This is a genomic window from Olivibacter sp. SA151, assembly GCF_054130995.1.
In genome coordinates this window covers 2,108,985-2,124,709 of the sequence record NZ_CP096391.1, presented here as the reverse complement: position 1 = coordinate 2,124,709, position 15,725 = coordinate 2,108,985, and the positions used below count along the sequence as shown (strand labels likewise).

15 protein-coding genes are annotated in these 15,725 nt (G+C 41.0%); 7 read left to right on the top strand and 8 right to left on the bottom strand.

Annotated features, from left to right (window positions below; translation table 11 throughout):
- Window positions 1-58: 58 nt before the first annotated feature.
- Window positions 59-928 carry an SDR family oxidoreductase gene (locus M1D52_RS08655; RefSeq protein ID WP_437392222.1) on the bottom strand — a complete coding sequence of 290 codons (870 nt, stop codon included), beginning with the start codon at window positions 926-928 and terminating at the stop codon, window positions 59-61.
- Window positions 929-1,247: 319 nt separating this feature from the next.
- On the opposite strand from M1D52_RS08655, the gene M1D52_RS08650 reads away from it, so the two are divergent.
- On the top strand, window positions 1,248-2,501 hold the full coding sequence (locus M1D52_RS08650; protein ID WP_013667778.1) for a BamA/TamA family outer membrane protein: 1,254 nt from the start codon (window positions 1,248-1,250) through the stop codon (window positions 2,499-2,501).
- Window positions 2,502-2,580: 79 nt separating this feature from the next.
- Here the strand turns inward: M1D52_RS08650 and M1D52_RS08645 are convergent, their stop codons facing one another.
- The 3 genes from M1D52_RS08645 to M1D52_RS08635 all read right to left on the bottom strand — a co-directional run bounded on the left by M1D52_RS08645 (window position 2,581) and on the right by M1D52_RS08635 (window position 5,801).
- Window positions 2,581-2,796 carry a DUF2905 domain-containing protein gene (locus M1D52_RS08645; RefSeq protein ID WP_013667779.1) on the bottom strand — a complete coding sequence of 72 codons (216 nt, stop codon included), beginning with the start codon at window positions 2,794-2,796 and terminating at the stop codon, window positions 2,581-2,583.
- Between the two features lie 18 nt (window positions 2,797-2,814).
- On the bottom strand, window positions 2,815-4,068 hold the full coding sequence (locus tag M1D52_RS08640) for an MFS transporter (RefSeq protein ID WP_377610907.1): 1,254 nt from the start codon (window positions 4,066-4,068) through the stop codon (window positions 2,815-2,817).
- Window positions 4,069-4,307: 239 nt separating this feature from the next.
- On the bottom strand, window positions 4,308-5,801 hold the full coding sequence (locus M1D52_RS08635; protein WP_437392221.1) for a gluconokinase: 1,494 nt from the start codon (window positions 5,799-5,801) through the stop codon (window positions 4,308-4,310).
- A 470-nt stretch (window positions 5,802-6,271) separates the two neighbouring features.
- On the opposite strand from M1D52_RS08635, the gene M1D52_RS08630 reads away from it, so the two are divergent.
- On the top strand, window positions 6,272-6,466 hold the full coding sequence (locus tag M1D52_RS08630) for a hypothetical protein (protein ID WP_013667783.1): 195 nt from the start codon (window positions 6,272-6,274) through the stop codon (window positions 6,464-6,466).
- Between the two features lie 155 nt (window positions 6,467-6,621).
- Window positions 6,622-7,092, top strand: coding sequence for an LIC11966 family surface protein (locus M1D52_RS08625; RefSeq protein ID WP_130858457.1), 471 nt, complete (start codon window positions 6,622-6,624; stop codon window positions 7,090-7,092).
- Between the two features lie 119 nt (window positions 7,093-7,211).
- On the opposite strand, the gene M1D52_RS08620 is transcribed toward M1D52_RS08625, so the two are convergent.
- On the bottom strand, window positions 7,212-8,576 hold the full coding sequence (locus tag M1D52_RS08620) for a sulfatase-like hydrolase/transferase (protein WP_437392220.1): 1,365 nt from the start codon (window positions 8,574-8,576) through the stop codon (window positions 7,212-7,214).
- Window positions 8,577-8,777: 201 nt separating this feature from the next.
- On the opposite strand from M1D52_RS08620, the gene M1D52_RS08615 reads away from it, so the two are divergent.
- From M1D52_RS08615 to M1D52_RS08605, 3 genes are all read left to right on the top strand, one after another.
- Entirely contained in the window at window positions 8,778-9,812 is a 1,035-nt protein-coding gene (locus M1D52_RS08615; RefSeq protein ID WP_013667786.1) for an LLM class flavin-dependent oxidoreductase, read from the top strand.
- A gap of 254 nt (window positions 9,813-10,066) precedes the next feature.
- Window positions 10,067-10,999, top strand: a complete 933-nt coding sequence (locus tag M1D52_RS08610; protein WP_437392219.1) for an endonuclease/exonuclease/phosphatase family protein — start codon at window positions 10,067-10,069, stop codon at window positions 10,997-10,999.
- A 41-nt stretch (window positions 11,000-11,040) separates the two neighbouring features.
- On the top strand, window positions 11,041-13,353 hold the full coding sequence (locus M1D52_RS08605) for a GH92 family glycosyl hydrolase (protein WP_437392218.1): 2,313 nt from the start codon (window positions 11,041-11,043) through the stop codon (window positions 13,351-13,353).
- A gap of 50 nt (window positions 13,354-13,403) precedes the next feature.
- Here the strand turns inward: M1D52_RS08605 and M1D52_RS08600 are convergent, their stop codons facing one another.
- From M1D52_RS08600 to M1D52_RS08590, 3 genes are read right to left on the bottom strand one after another with little or no spacing between them, the layout of a single operon-like run.
- Window positions 13,404-13,763 carry a hypothetical protein gene (locus M1D52_RS08600; protein WP_013667789.1) on the bottom strand — a complete coding sequence of 120 codons (360 nt, stop codon included), beginning with the start codon at window positions 13,761-13,763 and terminating at the stop codon, window positions 13,404-13,406.
- A gap of 46 nt (window positions 13,764-13,809) precedes the next feature.
- On the bottom strand, window positions 13,810-14,238 hold the full coding sequence (locus M1D52_RS08595) for a nuclear transport factor 2 family protein (RefSeq protein ID WP_437392217.1): 429 nt from the start codon (window positions 14,236-14,238) through the stop codon (window positions 13,810-13,812).
- Between the two features lie 5 nt (window positions 14,239-14,243).
- Complete coding sequence (locus tag M1D52_RS08590) at window positions 14,244-14,645, bottom strand: hypothetical protein (protein WP_013667791.1); 402 nt, start codon at window positions 14,643-14,645, stop codon at window positions 14,244-14,246.
- 72 nt (window positions 14,646-14,717) lie between these two features.
- On the opposite strand from M1D52_RS08590, the gene M1D52_RS08585 reads away from it, so the two are divergent.
- A complete protein-coding gene (locus M1D52_RS08585) occupies window positions 14,718-15,692 on the top strand; it encodes a helix-turn-helix domain-containing protein (RefSeq protein WP_437392216.1) in 975 nt (324 codons plus the stop codon).
- Window positions 15,693-15,725 lie beyond the last annotated feature (33 nt).

Sequence of the window (15,725 nt, the reverse complement as noted above, 5' to 3'; positions counted from 1 at the left end):
TTAGCCGCGAAGTCTTCATTTGCTAAAGATTTCGCGACTAGGCGTTAGAAAGTACGCATTAGAAAAAAGAAGCGTAATCTTGAGCAAAAGTTCGAAAATTCCGGGGCGATCTGCCTGTTATTGTTTTTACTGCAGCACTTACACCTGCGGCCTCTCCCCTAGCGTAATGAGCATAATCTTCTATTAGCCCCGCCGCCTGCCATTGAGGAAACCCGAAGCGAATTAGCTCTTGATACATTTCATCGGGTCCTACATTTATAAATCGGATGGGCCGACCCAATTCTTCTGAAAAACAAGCAGCTATTTCCTCATGCGTGATTGCCTCTGGGCCTGTAAGATCGTAAATCCGATTTTCGTGTCCTTTACCAGTCAGCACTTCGCCAGCCACCATAGCAATATCGCGGATATCGATTAAACTTATACGAGCATTGCCAATGGGCGCAAAAAACAATCCTTGTTCGGAAATGAGCTTTCTAAAACCTAATAGTCCCTGCATATATAAATTAGGTCGTAAAAAAGTATAAGATATGCCACTGGCCGCTATTTTCTGCTCAACCACAGCATGATATCTTAAAAAACGCACAGGGGAAACCGGATCTGCTGCAAATTGGGACAATTTAACCAAGTGTTCAACACCTTCCTCTTTCGCCGCTTTCACTAAATTTAACTGCAAGAATTCGGCCTGTTCAGAGGAATCTGTTAGCAGAAATACTTTTTTTATCCCTTCTAATGCTTTTTTGAGACTATTCATATTGGCAAGATCTCCGTAAACAATCTCCGCCCCTTTATATTGAATTAAGCTTGTTTGTTTTGCGCCTTCCCTTGTTAGCGCTTTAAATGAGACATTTTTTTCAGCTAAATAAGCGGTTAATTGTGTGCCTACCGCGCCCGTTGCGCCGACTATTAAAATAGATGCTTTGCTTGTCATAACGTTATATTTATATCGCAAAATTCGGCTTGATGAACCATTCAAAATTGTAAGAAAACGAAATGTTTATTTTACCAATGTTGCTTTATCGATAGAAATATTACACGAATCATCTAAACATAAAATAATCGTTTCGTGTTATGGATATTGCTCGGGCGAAAAGCAATTGAAATTTTTGGATTGAAAATTGTTTACGTTCGTTCTGAACATGTTTAAAACAAAGAAGAATATTTTGAAATTTAACAGCTCGTTTAATTCCCGGAAGTCGCTTCTTCGTAAGCACCAAACGTTTAAAAAACACTTAAAGACATGGCTAAGCATGTTCTGTTTGTTAAATGTATATGTATTTAGCTACGGACAAGATACAACTGCAGTGAGAATAGATGAACCTAAGCAGAAAGCTGATTCAACTTTTTATCAATATGATATCAGTGATTTAATAAGGAACATTATCCATCCTAAGAGAAAACCTGATTCGCTTAAGAAGAAATCAGGTATTACCCCTATGCCTAATATAGCTTACAATCCAAGTATTGGAGCCCAGATTGGAATTAAGGCAGTGGCAGGAAAAGTTTTAGGAAACGACCCCAACACGTTGATGTCGGTTGCTGCTACTTCAGCTTCGATTACTACAAAAGGCATCATTTACTTTTACTTAAGTCATAACGTTTACACACCCGGGAATAAATGGAATTTACAAGGAAGCTTAGTAGCTGCAAGAACCGTATCACCCGACTTTGGGATTGGAATTGGGCACGCAGGCGGTAACACTGATGAAGACCGGGTATTGACCAATCCCGAACGTAGAGGATATACGCAACATGCACAATACTATAACTTCCGAGAAAAAATCTACAAACAGATTCAGGAAAACCTATTTCTCGGAGCAGGCGTATCTTTTGATATCCGTAGGAAAATTGTAGACAGACAAATAGATCAGGGACTTACTCCTTATCATATCTATAACGAGCGGTATGGTTTTAAGCAAGAAGACTATATGGCGAATGGCTTCCTGTTCAATGTACAATATACTACCCGCGATAATCAAAATCGTGCGTATAAAGGTATTTATTCCGACGTTGGCATCCGCGTTAATCAAACATGGATAGGAAGTAGCCAAAGTGCTGTACAGATTACGACCGATTTTCGCAAATATTGGAGCTTGTCGAAACGCAACCCTGAACATGTTATCGCATTCTGGAATTGGGGCTCTTATCTCGTCAGTGGAGCCCTACCTTATTTGGAGCTACCTGGTACAGGTAAAGACCCAAGTTTCCGGAGTGGCCGGGGTTATACCGTTTCATATTTTAAGGGTCCATTGTATTTTTATTCGGAAGTTGAATATCGTTTCCCCATTACACGAAACAAGTTCCTGAGTGGTGTTACTTTTTTCCATGTACAAACTGCGAATGACGATCTAGGCACTAAGCTATTCCAGCGTTGGCAACCAGGGGGAGGTGCAGGACTTCGTGTACTCTTCAACAAAGCGACCCGCACCAATCTTTGCCTCGATTATGCTTTTGGTCGATATGGCGCCCGTGGTTTTTTCCTCGGACTGAACGAAGCCTTTTAGCAAATTCTCAAGTCAGTCCAAGGAAATAACCTATTCCGATAGGCAGAAAAAAGTTAGGCAGCTGCATTCGATGTATCGGTTATTCCAAAAATTTCCGATACATCCAAATCAACAAACTTATAAAAACAGATAAGATGACCATGCTGGTAATGGGCATAAAAAAAGTGAATCCCGGTTTTTCTATGCGAATATCCCCAGGGAGCTTTCCGAACCAATTCAGATTAGAATTGGTAAAGTACATAATACAGCCTATAACTACCAAAAGACTTCCTATGTAGATTACTACCTTAGCCATACTTTTTTTTTAAATTTGTTAATTTATTTCATCCTGTTCAACTTCCGATCGTTCTTTCCGGCGTCCAAGTGCCATCAACGGAGATACCGTAAAAGAAATCAAACCTATTAATACAATTGCTCCGCCTAATATAAAAAACGTGCGGCCGATTCCAATATAATCAGCTATAAACCCCGTGCTCAACAAACCGATGACGGAGGGTAATATCGCAATACTATAGAACATGGAAAATACCCTTCCCATCATAGCGGGATCAATTTCCTCTTGAATAATCGTCGTAAAACTCGCGTTATAAATAGAGGCGGCGACACCGCCAATGGCGGTTAAAATTGCAAAGAAAATAAAACCATTCATCGGTAACATACCGGAAATAGCTAAAGAAAGGCCCAACAGTATGTGCATGTAGTTAATTAAAATAACTTTACTGGCATTGGGTTTAAAAACCCCTAATAACCCGCCTCCCACTAACATTCCTATTCCCCATACGACTTCAATTAAGCTCATTTCAAATTTGCCACCTCCAAAATGCTGTAATGTCAACAACGGAAAAAGGACGGCTACCGGCATAATGCAAAACGTGGCTAAAATGGAAAAAAGAAACAAATAAGATAGTCCTCTATTCTTTGTAACGGCACGGACCCCAATCACGATATCCCGTCCTACTTGTTCAATACTTGCTTTATCTAATATTTGTTGAGCTGGATTTGGAATACGTATAAACAGTAACGACAAAATTGCAATAAAAGCGCCAACAACATCGAGTAAAAGAACATGACCAATATCTAAAAGACCGATGGCAAATGCGCCCAATGCGGGTCCCGCAATATTGGAAACAGATTGGATAATTTGATTAATACCCGCTATACGTAATAGCTGCGATTCAGGTGCCAACAAAGGCACAGACGCTTGCATGGCTGGCATATGAAAAGCAGACCCAGCCGAGCGGAGTCCCAACAACAAATAGATATATATTAACTCAAAATGACCTGCATAAAAAAGTAAGGACATAACGATGGTGCAAATGCTTATAAAGCCGTCTGCAAAAATCATCGTCTTTTTTCGGTCCCACCGATCGATGAAGACACCGGCAAAGGGCCCTATAAGAGCTTGTGGCAAAAGACCGGCAATAGCCGCATAAGCTAACACCTCTGCGGAGCCCGTTTCTATGCTCAACCAAATGATAACCGCGAAATTAACTGCTGAACTACTTAATAAGGATATAAATTGACCCGTCCAGATAACGAGAAACTTTCTTTTCCAAGAGATTTCCATAAAAAAATGATTAATACCTCAAGAACCTATTGAACTCAAGGATGTTAAACAGAATCTAAAATAAAAGTAATGTTCCAGGAGATGTCCTGAAATAAGATAAGTGTTAAAGAAGTGCTCTTGTTAAGCCCTATCTCTATACATAACAATTCTAACGGAAAAAATTAGCCTCATCGGTTATAATTTTAATTGAGAGCAAAATTAACTAAATGCTCCTTATCTCGCAAGTATACTGAACTACGTTAAAATTCGTCTTTTAATTTGATATACAATCGCTCGAAGATTTTAAAATTATTCATATAAGCCTCATGGTCCACTTGTTTTGGCAAAAAAGAAGAAATCGTTACATCTTGATCATTATAAATAGAAAAGCCATCGATTAATTGTAATGCATTCATACCAACAATGGTCGCTCCCATCGCTGAACTTTCAATGGTCTTTCGAACAAACACTTGTTTGTTGAATATATCTGCAAGCATTTGTACCCAATCACTTGATCGGGCAAAACCGCCGCTCACGAAAATGCAACGGAAAGAACCGGAGGCCTCCTCCAAAGCCCGCGCCACACTGTACAAGCCAAAGAGTACACCTTCCATCATGGCTCTAATAAAATGGGCTTGTTTATGATGCTTTTGAACACCAAAGAAGACGCCTTTTGCATTTGCGTCCCAATGGGGAGCACGTTCGCCTGTCAAATAAGGCAGGAAAACCAAACCATTGGATCCGGGGCTTATCGCAGCGGCTTGTTGAGTCAATAAGGGAATTGTTTCCTCCAACGCTTGCCCATTTGAAGACACAAAGCCTTCCTGATACCACTGCAGAATATTAGCGCCGTTATTCACTGCCCCACCCAGCACATAGGTTTCAGGTGATATTACGTAGCTGAAAATCCGTTCCTTTTCATCCCGTGCCGGTTTGTCGGATACCACGCGTATAGCCCCACTGGTTCCAATCGTAACAGAGGCAACGCCTGCATCCATGGCTTGTGCACCTATATTGGCTAAACAGCCATCACTTCCACCTACAATAAAGGGAGTATCGATCGGAAGCCTCATAAAATCGGCATAGTGCGCGTTTAGGCCTCTCGAAATATGCGTAATCGGCACTAATGAAGATAAACGCTCGGCAGAAAGATCTAGTAACGACAATGCAGGATTATACCATTGCTGCTTAGCAGTTTCTAATAATCCCGTGGCAGAAGCTATGGATACGTCAACGATATAGGTTCCAAATAATTTAAAGAATACGTATTCCTTAATAGAGATAAATTTATATGCCGCCTTAAAAATATCACCCTGGTTTTCTTTCATCCACCCAAGCTTGCAAAGTGGCGACATGGGATGAATAGGTGTACCTGTCTTCAAATATATATCGTGGCCTAAAGATGTGCCCTTTAATTGCGTCGCAAATGCTTCACTCCTGGTGTCCGCCCAGATAATACAATTGGTTAGCGGCCTTCCCGCTGAGTCTACGGCCATAAGGCCATGCATCGCACTACTGAAACTGATACCGCGTAATGCCGTCGCTGCCTGATTTCCATTCATAACTTGACGCACTGCGGCGATACAGTTGATGACGGCTTCGAACAGGACTTCGGGATCTTGTTCACTATAAGTGGGTAAAGGAGAAATAATCGGATAGGACATGCGGTGTTCGGTTATCACCTGCCCTTGTAAATTAAAAGCCAAAGCCTTTGTACTCGTAGTTCCAATATCCACGGCTATAATATATTCCATATGAAGTAAGCTCCTCAGCTTTAAAATGATTTTATCTCTCCATTAAGAAGAGAAAATTGTAAAATATAAATATAGTGGTTAGTCCTTTATTCGAAGAGTTTTATAGCAGAAAATATTACACATAATGGATTTTCCGAAATTGCGTGCTCTTTACATTGCAATATTTAGCAACCTCTTATTTCCTCCCCGAAATAAGAAGCATATTTTTCTCATCGGACGATCAAAAAATCATGTATATCACAACAGCAGCAGCCTGTTAAGTATTTACTTAGGACTAACGTTGCGAGAAACACAAAATCACTTCAATAACAGAGCAAAAAAAACTATTTATCGCCAACTACACTTCTTTTCGATAAAAACAAGCAAACAAAAAACCATGAAAACACCGAAACATCGCCAGATTCTCACATTAGCTAAATAAAATTTCATATCTTTATTTTTTCCTGCATTCAAACATCGTTTTTTCGCATATGACAAGATTTATCAAAATAATGCATCCAACAGGATTGACTGAATGGATACATATTGATCAGATTTTTTCGTTTTATCCCTTAGAAAACCCCACACCCACACAACAAACCATACTAAACTTAGTCAATGGAAATAAAGTAACCATTTCACAAACAGTGGACGAAGTATTAAAGCAGTTAAAAGATCTTCGATAAAATACGGTCGCTGGTCTGAGAGAAGAATAGCAACAAGCTGACCATCTCGCTTTAAGCTCATTGCTTCCTTAAAAACCCCTAAAAACAGCGATTTACACGTACTAAATGCGAAATTATCTTTGCTCTAAAAAAGTATTTATCTTAAAAGAATTTCCATGAAAAAAGTATTTATCGGTTTATCTATGATCTTATGTTTACTGACCGCTTATAATTGCAGTCAACCAAAAGATCCTGCGGCGTATAACAATGAATTAATGACCGTAATTAATGACAACGAAAAGCATATTAACGACATGAACGCTGCCATGACTGCTGCCGATTACAGCAAAGCATCAGAGGTAAGAAAAGCTTGGGAAACAAGTTTAAGTGAGCAGATTGCAAAAGTAGAAAAAGCGGGCGATTTTAATGGTGACGAAGTGCTTCAAAAAGGGATATTAAGCGGCTTGAAAGCTTATCAAAAAATTGTAACCGACGATTATCCGAAGCTAATTGATATACGAGCCAATAAAAAAGAAGACCCTCAAACCGAACAACAATTGCTAGAAAATATTAATAACGCCTTCGAAACCGCTGCCAATGACGTCAACAAAGCTTCGAACGATTTCGAAAGTAAATACGCGAAGTAATATTTCTATTGACCCTACACTACCTATTGCTAGAAAAGAAAATCGTACCTGAATATAGGGGCCTGTTTTCCAACACAGAAGACAGCCCCTTCTTCTGCTACCGGCGCGTTACTTAATTTCTATTTGGATGTTGCGTTGAAAGCATCAAACAACTTTTTTAGCTCTTTTGCTTTTTCAGGGAATTCGTCGATAACATTGGTTCGCTCACTCGGGTCATAGGAAACATTAAAAAGCTCTTTGGCTGCAGGATAAGCTTTTCCTGAATTATTATTTATGCCAGCTGGCAACTCCCGATATTTCCAACTACCACTTCTTACTGCTTCCACGTTGCCATGATTAACCAAGTAAATAGGACGGTGTTCAAAATCCAGATCTTTAGCTTTTCCCATGAGCAATGGGGCGATTGATTGCCCATCCAATTCGCGTGCTTTAGGTAATGAGGCATCCGTCAATTCAGCTAAAGTAGGTAATACATCTACGTTGCTAATCGCACTTCGTAGTACGGCTCCTTTTGGTGTGCGTCCTTTCCAGTAAACAATAAACGGCACACGTACCCCGCCCTCATAAGTCTGTGCTTTAGACCCCTTGAACATGCCCGCAGTGCCCACATGCCAATTTTTTGTAACACCGTCGCCACTCATTCTAATAGGATACTCAATCCATGGTCCGTTATCACTGGAAAAAATCAACAGGGTATTATCGGCCAATCCTTGCTCTTCCAATGTTTTCCACATCAAAGCCAGCTGCTTATCCAAATCTTCTACAACAGCACCCAAGGCTCCTCCAAAGTGCAACGCTTTCATCCGATCGGCTTCGGCAGCTAAGGCGACCGGTAAGTGAGGCATATTATGGGCGTAGTATAGAAAAAAGGGTTGATCTTTCCTTTGTTCTTTAATAAAACGGATAACTTCTTCGCTGTAAATCCGACTTAAATTAGAATCGGCGGGACCTTGTATCGCAGGCTTTCGGTTTCGAAAAATTTTAATTGTCGTATCTGTTTTCACGTAGGGATCGCGATAATCATGGCTATACAACATGCCAAAAAATGAATCAAAGCCCTGCCCCGTTGGATAGTTGAAATCATGCTTATCTCCTAGGTGCCATTTTCCTACTAAAGCGGTGCGATACCCCACTTCTTTTAACATCTCGGCAATGGTTATTTCTTCGTCCGGCAGCCCTAATGTTGATCCAGGGCCTATCGGATCCGGAAGATTATAACGAGAAGCATAACGTCCGGTCAATAAGGATGCACGTGAAGGCGTACAGGAAGGACTCGTCACCATGAAATCGGTAGCACGAACCCCATTAGCAGCCATTGAATCCAAAAAAGGGGTCGATATGCTAGGGCTACCATAACAACCTAAATCGGAGTATCCCATATCATCGGCCAATACAAGAATAATATTGGGACGCTCTTGCGCGCTTCCGGAACCGAACAGGTAAAAACAATATAAGGCTGTAAGAATTATTTTTTTTATCCACATAGGCTGTAAAATTATAGATTCAGTCGTTAAGACCCAATCATTTTTGCAAGAATCTATAAAACTTATTATCCTACATCAAGAACAGACAATAAACGAGTTCTTACCTTTGATTACAATTAACAGTAAAGCCCTTAATGATGGCAATACCTTACAAAGGGTACCCTTAAGGCGATTACGTTTAGGAAATTACGAAAAATTACTATGGAATTAGGCTTAAGCATGTTTGGCGATTTATCGTATAATCACGATACAAAGACCTTTCAATCCGCTCAGGAGCGGATAAAAGAGATACTGGAAGAAATAAAATTGGCAGATGAAGTCGGACTAGATGTTTTCGGCATTGGCGAGCACCACCGCCCTGATTTCGCTGTTTCCAGTCCGGAGATTATACTGGCTGCGGCAGCTAGTATGACTAAACAGATTAAACTGACCAGTTCGGTAACGGTACTCAGTTCAACGGATCCTGTTCGCACCTATCAGAATTTTTCCAGTGTGGATTTGATATCAAACGGTCGGGCCGAAATTACAGTCGGACGAGGTAGTTTCACCGAATCCTTCCCTCTGTTTGGATATAACCTAGGCGATTACAATGGTCTGTTTGCGGAAAAATTAGATCTCTTACTAGCTATTAATAAAAACGAAGTGATTACTTGGAAAGGCCGATTCCGCGCACCTTTGGAAGAACAACAGGTACTACCCCGCGCTACCGGAGAGGGCTTGGATATTTGGGTTGCTGTTGGAGGTACTCCTCAATCAGTCATGAGAGCAGGTCGGTTAGGACTGCCATTAATCATCGCCATTATCGGTGGCATGCCGATACAATTTAAACCTTTTTTTGAACTATATAAACAAGAATACATAAAGGCTGGGCATGATCCGGCAAAAATGCGGATCGCTACGCATTCACATGGACTGATTGGCACGCATGGTCAAGAGCTAGCCGATCGTTATTTCCCTTTATATGCTGAGCAAATGAATCGCATCGGGAAAGACCGCGGCTGGGCACCGTATACCAAAGAGCAGTTTGAAGGTGGCCGAAGCCGTGATGGTGCCCTTTTTATCGGCGATGTCAATCAGGTGGTGGATAAAATACTTTATCATCAGGAACTTTTTGGCTTGACCCGCTTTCTGCTACATGCCGATGTGGGCGCCCCTCCGCATAAAGAATTGATGACAACCATTGAATTGTTAGGTACCAAAGTAGCACCGGCAGTGCGAAAAGCGCTGGGTAAATAAAACTTACTCAAACTAAAGATCGTTTACGTAAGCTGAAACAATGCCTGAAAAATTCCGATTGTGCTTAAACAACATGTAAAGACAAAAATACATAGTAAACTTTATTTTCGCGCCAAAAAGCTTAGTTTTGTAGGAGCCATTGACTTAGTATAACCAGGTAGCCGTTCCCGTCTTTCTCCATTTTCAAATTCGGTAACTAAAACAGGGATTATGCTAAATCAATTTAGCTTGATTAAAACTAAAACAAACGATCGATGTATTTACTAAAGAAAAAAAGCTTGCTTTTGCTAATCTGTCTTAGCTTACTCTCCTCTTCTCTATTTGCACAACGTTTTTACGTGGCCACTTATAATATTCGAAATGATAATAACAAAGAGGATGCTGCACGTGGCGATGGCTGGAAACAACGTTATCCCATTATCGCCGACTTAATTCGGTTTCATGAATTTGATATCTTTGGCACACAGGAAGGCTTATATCATCAACTGGAAGACCTGAAAAGCAGCTTACCTAATTATAACTATACCGGTGTAGGACGTGATGACGGAAAGCAGGCAGGCGAATACTCCGCGATATTTTATAATACGGAAAAATTTGATTTGCTAGATCACGGAGATTTTTGGCTTTCCACGCAAACAGACCATCCTAATAAGGGCTGGGACGCTGTTCTTCCTCGGATTTGTAGCTGGGCCAAGCTGCAAGTAAAAGCAAATGGGAAGACGCTCTACTTTTTTAACGTGCATTTTGATCATGTGGGTACGACTGCCAGAAAGGAAAGTGCGAAACTTATTCTGAGTAAGGTCAAAGAATTGGCAGGAAATCACACCGCCATTCTTACCGGCGACTTTAACGTCGATCAGCATAGCGACAGTTATCAAGTATTGGAGCAATCTCATATTTTACAAGATGCTTTTGAGGCGGCTCCTTTCAGATACGTAACGAACGGCACTTTCAATAACTTCAATCCAAATAGTAAAACGGACAGTCGCATCGATCACATTTTCTTAACAACAGACTTTAAAGTTCATAAATATGGCATTCTGACCGACACTTATCGCTCGATGCTACAAAATCCGCAAGATGCCTATCAATCGGGTAATTTCCCTAAAGAAGTGCGGTTAACAGATCATCGTGCACGTGTACCTTCAGATCATTTTCCGGTCATGATCAGTCTTGACATGCCTTAATCTTCTCCTCTACTATTTGTGCTATCTGAAAAAACTAAAAAATGAAATTGAAAGCCCACTTTAAAACGACTTTTATTGTTACAGCCCTGCTCTTTACGCGCACATTCATTATGGGCCAAGAAAACACTGATCCCGTTTCATATGTGAACACATTGGTTGGTACGCAATCCAAATTCGAGCTCTCTACCGGCAATACCTATCCGGCCATTGCTCTGCCTTGGGGCATGAACTTTTGGGTTCCGCAAACCGGTAAAATGGGCGATGGATGGGTTTACACCTATACAGCTGACAAGATAAAGGGTTTTAAACAGACTCATCAACCAAGTCCTTGGATGAACGACTATGGACAATTCTCCTTGATGCCATTAACAGGCAAACCGGTATTCGACGAAGACGAGCGTGCCAGTTGGTTTTCCCATAAAGCGGAGATCGCAAAGCCTTATTATTATAAGGTGTATTTAGCGGATCACGATGTGGTCACCGAAATTACGCCGACTGAAAGGGCGGCCATGTTTCGGTTCACATTCCCTGAAACGAAAAACGCCTATGTAACTATCGACGCTTTTGATAAAGGCTCTTATGTTAAGGTTATACCCGAGGAACGCAAAATAATCGGGTACACCACACGCAACAGTGGCGGAGTGCCCGACAACTTCAAAAATTATTTCGTTATTGTTTTCGATAAGGATTTTACTTATCAGGCAACGGTTGATCAAAAGCGCATTCAAGAGAAACCTTTGGAAGTACAAGCAGATCATAGCGGGGCTATTATTGGTTTTGCTACCGCTAAAGGCGAACAAGTACATGCACGGGTTGCTTCCTCTTTCATAAGCTTTGAACAGGCGGCTATCAACCTGAAAGAACTGGGTGTCGACAATTTTGATCAACTTGCATCAAAGGGAAAAGAGGTATGGAACAAAACGCTCGGTAAGATTGAAATTGCCGATGAAAACATCGATAACCTACGTACTTTTTACTCTTGTCTCTACCGTTCGGTTCTCTTCCCAAGGAGCTTTTATGAAATAAACGCCGAAGGGAAAATCGTTCATTATAGTCCATACAATGGAAAGGTTTTGCCAGGCTATATGTTTACGGATACCGGATTTTGGGACACCTTCCGTTCTTTATTTCCATTCCTTAATCTCTTATATCCTTCAATGAATGTGAAAATGCAGGAAGGGTTGGTAAATGCCTATAAAGAGAGTGGTTTCTTACCCGAATGGGCCAGTCCGGGACACCGCGACATTATGGTGGGCAACAACTCCGCTTCTGTAGTAGCAGATGCCTATATTAAAGGTCTAAAGGGTTATGACATCGAAACCCTATGGGAGGCATTAAAACATGGCGCTAATAACGTGCACCCCACAGTCTCCGCATCCGGACGTAAAGGTTATCAAGAATACAATCAATACGGCTATATCCCCAATGATCTAGACATTAATCAGAACGTTGCCCGTACCCTGGAATATGCGTATGACGACTGGGCAATCTATACCTTGGGAAAAAAACTTAACAAGCCGCAAAAAGAAATAGCCATCTATGCAAAAAGGGCCATGAATTATAAAAATGTGTTCGACATCCACTACAAGCTGATGCGTGGCCGAAAAGCGGATGGCAGCTTTTCCGGCGCATTTAAGGGCACTGATTGGAGCCGAGATTTTACGGAAGGAAATAGTTGGCATTACAGCTGGTCGGTCTTCCATGACCCGCAGGGCTTGATTGACCTAATGGGCGGTAATGGCGCTTTTACCAAAATGCTCGACTCGGTTTTTATCATTCCAGGTGCTGAAGGTATGAAAAGCCGCTCCATGATACATGAAATGCGGGAAATGCAAGTGATGAATATGGGGCAGTATGCTCATGGAAACCAACCGATTCAGCATATGATCTACTTATATAACTATGCAGCTGAGCCATGGAAAACACAGTATTGGGCTCGGGAGGTTATGGATAAGCTTTATGCCGCTGGTCCGGACGGCTATTGTGGAGATGAAGACAATGGTCAGACTTCCGCTTGGTATGTCTTCTCAGCGCTCGGATTTTATCCGGTATGTCCTGGAACCGACCAATACGTTATTGGTTCACCTTTATTTAAGGTGGTTAAACTGCATTTAGAGAATGGTAAGCAAGTAACCATTAAGGCACCTAGGAACAGCAGCGATCACCGCTACATTAATCGCGTTGAATTGAACGGTAAAGCTTATGGTAAGAATTATTTTCTACACAGTGATTTACAGGGTGGAGCGAATATTGTCTATCAAATGGAAAAAACACCCAACAAAGAAAGAGGTATAGCACCAACCGACGCACCTTATTCTTTCAGTAAGGAAATAGAAAAGACCTTAGAGAAATAAGAAACATCAAAGGAAGTCTCCTAGATAGGCTTCCTTTGATGTTTTGTTTCCTATCGCTCCAATTCTAGCTCATCTGGATCTATTTGTCCCCTATGAGACACAACCTCCTTATGTAAGTGGTATTTTAATTGACCTTTTACATGCATTGTGTTCACCTTTGCCAGCTCGTGAAGTTTTACCAAAACATCATTGCTGTATTGCTTTGCGTCATCAATAGATAAGGAAGGATTGAACTCGATCAACTTATTGGCGATGTCTTCCACAGTCCCCTCCATCATATACCCTAAGGTATAAATTACCTGATCCACCACAGGTGCATTTGAATCAAAATTAGCAGGTATTTTCAATGGTTCTGCCATATCTTTATAGTCATCAAAAGATAAGGATACTGTCTTGCTTGATTTTTCCATAGCTATTCATATTATTATAATATAACCCATAATGCTGAATAGTGTTTTAGTTACTGCCACCAAGCGCCTCTGATACAGCATAACTATCTTCCAGTAGGCGGTATTGACTTATCAGCCCTTCTTGTACTCTTATCAGAATAGAGAAAAGTGAATCAACGACCTGATCAGTAGGCAGCATTTTCGTAGAGAATTCGCCTACAACAATCGCTACTTCATCGTCAACAAACAGATACTGAATCGAGGCTGTCAGTGGTTTCGTATTCGACCATAGATCCTCGAAAAATATACGTATCTCTGACTTGGCACTCCTTTTACCCAACCAGCTAGCGCGACTAAAATTACCAGGAATATACCAATCCACTGATTCAGCAAACAGTCTCATGATTTTCGTTAAATCTCTATTGGCCAAAGCCTCCATGTAATTGTATACCACATCTCTTGTTTGCGCGCTTTGAGCAGTTGCTATCGTTTTCATATGTTTTATGTATTAACTAAATTTTTTGTATTTGATGAGCCCTCTCGGAGATAGCGATGCTGCAAATATGCCATGAGTGCTACCCAAATAGCTACCAGACTAACTGCCAGATTCCCAACAGGCGACAGACGAAAGGCATCGGTTATCAAAATCAGGACACTGACTAATACCCAAATGATATCAAGTGTAATAACGAGCTTTACACCTTGTGGCTTTGCTTGACTTCGACGGCTCGCGTAGTAAACCAAACAGGCAAAAGCTACTAAAAAGGCACCCACTGCAACGAGTGGAATCCCATTTGATACTTTAAAAAGCTCGGCAATATTTTCGGATAAAACAATTAGTAACAAACCCGTTGCACCTGAGCTTAGTGCATTCACAAACATTACTTTTTTTAATCTTTCCATAGCTGTTTTTTTATCAAAATTATCTTTCATTGCTAAGGAAAAATTGATATTTTGCGACAATCTGAAAACAACATGCAAATCCTCGCGGTACATCTACAGGCTTTTATTAATTACTTATCTATCCGTCAGCATGGAAAAAACCTGCTAGATAACGATCGTTTGCTAACCTCGCTATCTACCCATCTGGATGATGGACATACCGTTATTTCGACCGATTTGTTCTATGATATCCTTGATCAGGTAAGACTGCAATTACAAGATGAGTATCTTGGACTGCGCGTTGGTAGTTTCCTTAACTTAAACGCATTAGGCCTCATTTATCAGATATCTTTGCAAGCAACCAGTGTAGAAGAAGGACTGTATTATTTACGCAACTTTGTCGACGCCACTTTACCCATTGTCCAACTAGACAGCAGACTTTCTCAAGGAAGATATACGATTCAGCTTTCCATTAAAGATGACCCGAATCATCTTAGCCGGATCGTACTGGAGTGTGTACAAACGATTATTATGAAAGAGCTTCGGATGATGTGCGTAGAAGGTCTCAAGATTCAGGCGCGCTCACCCTATTACGACAGCCACTATCCGGAAGACTTCACGTATGGGAAACACCACGAAATCGAATTCGAGAACATCGTGTTAAAGTCGACAATCAGAAGCTATCGTAAGCATTGTTTAGATTACCTGGTTCCTCAATACTTACAATTCATTGAGCGAATCAAAATGGATGACGAGACCTTTGCCAATAAAGTAAAAATTGCGGCACTGAATCTGGCTACACCAGCCCTTCCCAAGTTAGAACAGGTTGCAGAAAATTTTAATCTCAGCCCGCGTACATTTCAGCGCATTTTAGCAAAAGAGCAATTAAGCTTCCGGATGCTGACAGATAGTTTAAATAAAGAACTTGCTTTGCTTTTATTACGACACGATGGCTATGCCATCGCTGACATTGGCTACCTACTAGGCTATGCGGAACCCGCCTCTTTCTTGCACAGTTTTAAAAAATGGTATGGACAAACACCCAGTGCCATTAAACGGCAACTGTAAAAATCTCTTTAATTACTGCTAAAACATATTAGT

Bases quoted from the DNA above. Each gene is read 5' to 3' on its own strand.
- M1D52_RS08655 (WP_437392222.1), bottom strand. From the start codon at position 928: ATGACAAGCAAAGCATCTATTTTAATAGTCGGCGCAACGGGCGCGGTA.
- M1D52_RS08650 (WP_013667778.1), top strand. From the start codon at position 1,248: ATGTTCTGTTTGTTAAATGTATATGTATTTAGCTACGGACAAGATACA.
- M1D52_RS08645 (WP_013667779.1), bottom strand. From the start codon at position 2,796: ATGGCTAAGGTAGTAATCTACATAGGAAGTCTTTTGGTAGTTATAGGC.
- M1D52_RS08640 (WP_377610907.1), bottom strand. From the start codon at position 4,068: ATGGAAATCTCTTGGAAAAGAAAGTTTCTCGTTATCTGGACGGGTCAA.
- M1D52_RS08635 (WP_437392221.1), bottom strand. From the start codon at position 5,801: ATGGAATATATTATAGCCGTGGATATTGGAACTACGAGTACAAAGGCT.
- M1D52_RS08630 (WP_013667783.1), top strand. From the start codon at position 6,272: ATGACAAGATTTATCAAAATAATGCATCCAACAGGATTGACTGAATGG.
- M1D52_RS08625 (WP_130858457.1), top strand. From the start codon at position 6,622: ATGAAAAAAGTATTTATCGGTTTATCTATGATCTTATGTTTACTGACC.
- M1D52_RS08620 (WP_437392220.1), bottom strand. From the start codon at position 8,576: ATGTGGATAAAAAAAATAATTCTTACAGCCTTATATTGTTTTTACCTG.
- M1D52_RS08615 (WP_013667786.1), top strand. From the start codon at position 8,778: ATGGAATTAGGCTTAAGCATGTTTGGCGATTTATCGTATAATCACGAT.
- M1D52_RS08610 (WP_437392219.1), top strand. From the start codon at position 10,067: ATGTATTTACTAAAGAAAAAAAGCTTGCTTTTGCTAATCTGTCTTAGC.
- M1D52_RS08605 (WP_437392218.1), top strand. From the start codon at position 11,041: ATGAAATTGAAAGCCCACTTTAAAACGACTTTTATTGTTACAGCCCTG.
- M1D52_RS08600 (WP_013667789.1), bottom strand. From the start codon at position 13,763: ATGGAAAAATCAAGCAAGACAGTATCCTTATCTTTTGATGACTATAAA.
- M1D52_RS08595 (WP_437392217.1), bottom strand. From the start codon at position 14,238: ATGAAAACGATAGCAACTGCTCAAAGCGCGCAAACAAGAGATGTGGTA.
- M1D52_RS08590 (WP_013667791.1), bottom strand. From the start codon at position 14,645: ATGGAAAGATTAAAAAAAGTAATGTTTGTGAATGCACTAAGCTCAGGT.
- M1D52_RS08585 (WP_437392216.1), top strand. From the start codon at position 14,718: ATGCAAATCCTCGCGGTACATCTACAGGCTTTTATTAATTACTTATCT.